At 50.0% G+C, this 4,738-nt stretch carries 4 protein-coding genes; 1 reads left to right on the top strand and 3 read right to left on the bottom strand.

The window, feature by feature from the left end:
• Positions 1-365: 365 nt before the first annotated feature.
• On the bottom strand, positions 366-1,115 hold the full coding sequence (locus tag OB13_RS16015; RefSeq protein ID WP_461491183.1) for a class I SAM-dependent methyltransferase: 750 nt from the start codon (positions 1,113-1,115) through the stop codon (positions 366-368).
• A gap of 192 nt (positions 1,116-1,307) precedes the next feature.
• Between OB13_RS16015 and OB13_RS16010 the strand changes: the two genes are divergently transcribed.
• Positions 1,308-2,384 carry a PAS domain-containing sensor histidine kinase gene (locus OB13_RS16010; RefSeq protein WP_461491182.1) on the top strand — a complete coding sequence of 359 codons (1,077 nt, stop codon included), beginning with the start codon at positions 1,308-1,310 and terminating at the stop codon, positions 2,382-2,384.
• Positions 2,385-2,391: 7 nt separating this feature from the next.
• Here OB13_RS16010 and OB13_RS16005 read toward each other — a convergent pair whose 3' ends face one another.
• Together OB13_RS16005 and OB13_RS16000 are read right to left on the bottom strand one after the other, a co-directional pair.
• Positions 2,392-2,793: a response regulator gene (locus OB13_RS16005; RefSeq protein ID WP_461491181.1), complete on the bottom strand. Its 402-nt coding sequence runs from the start codon at positions 2,791-2,793 to the stop codon at positions 2,392-2,394.
• The coding region (locus OB13_RS16000; RefSeq protein ID WP_461491180.1) for a PAS domain S-box protein at positions 2,768-4,738 on the bottom strand (1,971 nt) is incomplete at its 5' end. The genes OB13_RS16000 and OB13_RS16005, both read right to left, overlap by 26 nt.

Below are 4,738 nucleotides of genomic sequence, written 5' to 3'. Positions count from 1 at the left end.
TCATTTCGACCAACGGGAGAAATCTGGTACTGGCTAAGGTGATGATTCCAGATTTCTCGTTGCACTCGAAATGACAGCATTGGAGTAGCTGAAAGGTCTCCCTTCGAAGGGGGCAGGGGGATAACTATGCAGTGGCTATGAAACAAGAACTGGTCTCATCGTAGTAGCAGGCTCCCCGGCTGGGGTAGGGGCCCTCGGAAAGGGAACCGGGGTTGCTTTGTGTTCTACCGGTCAAGGTATAGCAGGAAGGAGTAAATTGAATTGGTAACTAAAGATCGACTTTTGCTGAATCTTCAGACCCATTAAAAGAAACAGCTATACATTAAAAGAAGCATCTCAGAATACAGGAAATCTAATTCATCCATTTACTTCACCCGCCCGATTCGCATGTGCAGGTCAAATGTAATCGTCTTCTTCTCTGTTTCATCTCCCCAGTAGGGCTTTAGCTTTTCAGCCAGTTCTGTAACCGGGTTTTCCTGCCGGGCCCGGATGTATTTCTGGACACTCGACCAGGTGTTGAAGTAGCCGGTTAATTCTTCCAGGTTCCAGCTGTAGTGCATGGTAAAGGCGGGAGCAGCCATCTCCTCAAAAGGAAAGGGAATGGTGGCATAGGCCTCGTCGATGAGCTCGCGCTCCTTGTCCCAGTAGGGGCCCAGCGTCTGTTGGTAGAAGGTGCCGATGTGCTCGTCCATCTCCGGTGAGATCTGCAGCAGTCCGTAACACAAGGCCGCCACAACAGCGCCGGGTGCAGCTACCCGGTTCACTTCCTGGTAAAAATGCCCGAAATCAAACCAATGCAGCGCCTGTGCAATGGTGATCAGTTGTACACTCCGATCCGGCAGTTTGGTTTGTTCAGCCCTCGAAACCTGGTAGCGGATGTTGGGCGTGCGAATGGCATGCGCCAACTGCTGTTCACTGATATCGGTGGCGTATACCTCTTCAAAACTTTCTGCCAGCCGGGCTGCCACCTGGCCGTTGCCGGTGCCGCAATCCCAGGCCCGCTGCTTGTTAGGCACCTGCTCTAGCACAAAGGTATAAAGCGCCTCCGGGTAGGAGGGGCGGTAACGGGCGTAGCCACCTGCCTGGCTCGAAAAATTGTCGATTGTTGCTTTCATGTTGCGATCGTATACCTATAAGTTAAGTGAAGTAACCGAGCTAGATATTGTACGTAAAGTGAATCCTTCGCAACAGAAAGCTGCAATGACCTGGTTTGCCAGCGGTGGTAAACCTAGTAATTTGGTTTCCGTTACAAGGGAGGTTACCCATAACTATTCATTCGCTATCAGATCAATCTATTCTAGAAAATTATGACTTTTGAGAACATCACAGAGCAAATTGGCAATCAGAGCAGGAAGGCATTGTACCAGTTTAACCTGCTGACAAATCAGTTTGATGTTCTGACTGCTGCTGTGGAGCATATCTGGCACAAAGGCAAGCAGGAAATAATGAAGAACCCGGAATTGCTGCTGAACGCAGTGCTGGAAGAAGACCGGGAAGCTGTCAGGCGGAATATTCAGAAAGTGAAGGAAGGTACAGCAGTGGAAGACACCTTTCGGCTAAGCCAGGAAATAGGTGTAAAGTATATTAAACTCGATGCTTTTCCGATCCGGGATGAAAGTGGGGCGATTGTAGCCGTGGCCGGCCTGGCCGAAGATATTACCAGGCAAAAACAGTTTGAAAACTACCTGATAGAGTTCGGGCAGCGCAAAAATACAATGCTTGAAATCGTATCGCATGACCTGCGTGGGCCGCTGGGTATTGTTAAAAGTGTCGCTAACCTTTTGCAAAAAGACCACACGGAGAGCAAATACGAGGAAATGGAAACCTATACCCGTATCATCACGAATGCCTGTGATTCCTGCACCGACCTGATCAATGATTTGCTCAGCGAGGAGCATCTGAGGTCACCGGAAGTTTCTGTAAAAAAATCGCGGGTGGATGTGGTATCGGAAATACGCCGGGTAATTGAATCCTATCAGAAGGGGCAGGCCATCACCCAGGCCATAGAACTGACTTCATCGGAGGAGCCGCTGGTGATGGAGGTAGACCCGATCAAGTTCTCACAGATTGTAAATAATCTTATCTCCAATTCGATCAAGTTTACATATCCCGACGGGCTAATCAACATATCGGTGAGCAGGGAGGGGGAGCAGATAGTGCTCGTGCACCAGGACAATGGCATTGGTATACCGGAGAACCTGCAACCGCACCTATTTGACAAATATACCAAAGCGGCCCGGCCCGGGCTGCGGGGCGAGCAATCGCGTGGCATCGGGATGTCGATCGTACGTGACCTGGTAGAGATACAAGGCGGTCGTATCTGGTTTGAAAGCAAAGAAAATGAAGGCTCCACCTTCTACATCAGCCTGCCGGTGCATGATTGATGCTCCCTTAATTTCTGATCCGGTTATAGGTTTGCCGTATTCGCTCTAAAATTGCCTGGTCAATTGGCTTGTGCATAAAACCGTGCACCAGGTTATATTCTTCTGACCGTTTCCGTTCGGTATCATCGATAGAAGAAGTGAGGACAAAGATGCTGATCTTGTCGCGCAAGTCCTTTTCGTGGGGGCGCAGCATTTCCAGGAAATCCCACCCGCTCTTTACCGGCATGTTCAGGTCCAGTAGAATAATTTGGGGCATACTATCGGCACTTTCGAGCATCAGCGCATTATAGGCCTGGTCCACGGTCCCGAAGGATTGGATCTGACTGGCAAAGTCTTCGACTTCGATCACGAGAGAAGTGACGTATACGCTGATTTCATCATCATCAATTATGTATACCTTCCTTATCATGCAGTAACAGGTCAAAGCGTAAAGAAAAAGTTGTGCCCTTGTTAGGGTAACTTTCTACATCAATTTGGCCTCCCAGGGCCTCTACTTGTGATTTTACAAGGTATAGCCCGATGCCTTTCCCTTCGCGGTGGGTGTGGAACCGCTTGTAAAGCTGGAAAAGCTGTGGCCTGACCAGTTCCATGTTCATGCCGCTCCCATTATCTTTTACGATCAGGTAGAGGCAGCCATCTTTTCTTACGCTTTTTATCTCCAATTGTAAAGGGCGATCATCAGATTTATATTTAATCGCATTGGATACCAGGTTCTGGAGGATGCTGTGCACGTAGGCCCGGTTTGCCCAAAGCTTGTCCTCCTCCGGAATATCTACCGAAATGGTACCTTCTGCCTTGTCCAGCAGGTGTTGCAGGCCTTGCAGTACCTCACTGTTTACTTCCTGCAGGTTTACCAGTTCCCGGGCGTCTTCAGAGTCTGTTTTGCGAATGGCCAGTATCTTGTTTAGGTCCTGGATAACCCCGTCCAGCAACCGGGCAGACTTTTCCAGGTTCAGCAGTCCGTCGCTGAATCTGCTGCTGTTGCGGTCAATTTTCTGCAGCATACCCGACAGACCGATGAGGTTGGCGACAGGTGCCCGCAGGTTGTGCGACACAATGTAATTGAACTGCTGCAGGCCCTGGTTCTGCAGGTATAGGTTCTCTGTGAGTTTGAGTAGCCTTTCCTGGTCCTTCTTACGCTCCGTGATGTCAGTGAACACATGAATGTACTTCATGATATCGCCTTGGTCGTTGTGGATAGGAGAGATCGATATGACAGTCCAGAATTCTTCCCCGTTTTTCTTATAGCACAGTACATCCTTTGTTGTCTGTCTGCCGTCTGCCATCAGTTGCCGGAGCAAAGCGACATCGGCCATGTTGGTGTCCGGCCCTACCAATACGTCTCCCGGATGCTTGCCTATTATTTCTTCCAGGCTATACCCCGAGATATCGGTAAAGGCGTCGTTCACCCACTCGACGTGGTGGTTGTGGTTGGTGAAAATGACACCGTTGTTGGTTTTCCGGGCCACCAGCGACAGCTTCCGGAGGTCCTCCTGCACAGCCTTCTCCGATGTGATGTCCCGGTAGGCGATAGCTACGCCGCCCTCAGACGGGTAAATGGTAAACCGGAGCATCGTATTCAATTCAGGGAAATAGTCATCGAACAAGACAGATTTACCAGTTTTTATAACTTCGAAGCACTTGGTATGAAACAGGCTGCCAACCAGGTAGGGATACTCCTCCCAAATGCACTTTTGCAGCAGGTCCTGTATGTCCCGGTTCAGAAACCGGGCAAACATGGAATTGCCGAAGCTGTAGCGCCACTCACTGTCCAGGGCAAAGAAGCAATCGGTTATACTTTCAAGTATGTTGTGGAGCTTTACTGCCTGCTCTTTGATCAGGGCAGTAGCCCTTTTCTCGTTGGTCGTGTCTTTGGCAATGCATTGGATCGCCTTGACCTGTCCTTCCACCAGCACCGGCACAGCCGTAATGCTTAGGTGACGTATATCGCCCTGTTTTCGGATGATGGAGCAATCAAAGGTACTGGACTGGCCATATAGTGATTTTATGAAAGCCTGCCGGGTCACCTGGAGCGAATCAGGCTGCACAAAAGACGTAAAATGCCAGTTGCCTGTTTCCTCCTTGGTATAACCAGTGGTTTCGAGGATGACGTCGTTGCAAGCCTCCATATGGCCGGTCAGATTCAAAGTAAATACCAGGTCCGGGTTATTCACGTAAAGGGCCCGGTAATACGCCTGGCTTTCCTGCCGCTTCTGCATGGCCTGTACCTCCTGTGTTATATCACGGGAATTGGTCACGAGCCCCCGCACATCCGGGTTGTCCAGCATGTTGGAAACGATACAGCTAAGCCAGCGCCAGGTGCCGTTCTTCGCCTTGAAGCGGAAGGGTGGCAT

The sequence above is a fragment of the Pontibacter sp. HJ8 genome (genome assembly GCF_054824225.1).
Note: the sequence above shows the minus strand (reverse complement) of the source record. Positions and strands in the feature narration are given on the sequence as shown.